Source organism: Actinotalea ferrariae CF5-4 (assembly GCF_000603945.1).
Taxonomy (GTDB): Bacteria; Actinomycetota; Actinomycetes; order Actinomycetales; family Cellulomonadaceae; genus Actinotalea; species Actinotalea ferrariae.
In genome coordinates this window covers 1-508 of record NZ_AXCW01000589.1, presented here as the reverse complement: position 1 = coordinate 508, position 508 = coordinate 1, and the positions used below count along the sequence as shown (strand labels likewise).

The window sequence follows — 508 nt, the reverse complement described above, 5'->3', positions numbered from 1 at the left end:
AACTCTCATATTTCTAATAAACTTATGACTATGGATATTGAAACTAAAACTATCAATAAAAAAATGATACCCATTTGTATTTCTCTTTACGATGGAAAGATTTCTAAAAGTTTTTTTATTTCAGATTTTGATAATTCCAACGAAATGATTAAAAAAGCTATATTATTTCTAGTTCAAAGGAAATATAATAATTATAAAATTTATTTTCATAATTTTTCGTCTTTTGATTCTATATTTTTGCTTAATAATTTAATACAAGTGGCTAATTTAGTTAAACCTATTATTAGAGATGGAAAAATTATTGAATTGAGAGCTGAATTTAATTACAATGATAATAAAAAAACTGTTATTGTTTTTAGAGATTCATTACTTCTTTTACCATCTTCTTTAGCTAAATTAGCTATTAACTTTAATTGTGGTAAAAAACAATTATTTCCTTATAATTTTATTAATAAAGAAAATATACCTCTTAATTATGTAGGAAAAATACCTGATACTTGTTATTTTA

At 20.7% G+C, this 508-nt stretch carries 1 protein-coding gene; it reads left to right on the top strand.

Annotated features, from left to right (window positions below; translation table 11 throughout):
- Positions 1-30 precede the first annotated feature (30 nt).
- Positions 31-508: DNA polymerase (locus N866_RS21220; protein ID WP_216699515.1), on the top strand; the 478-nt coding region annotated here is incomplete at its 3' end.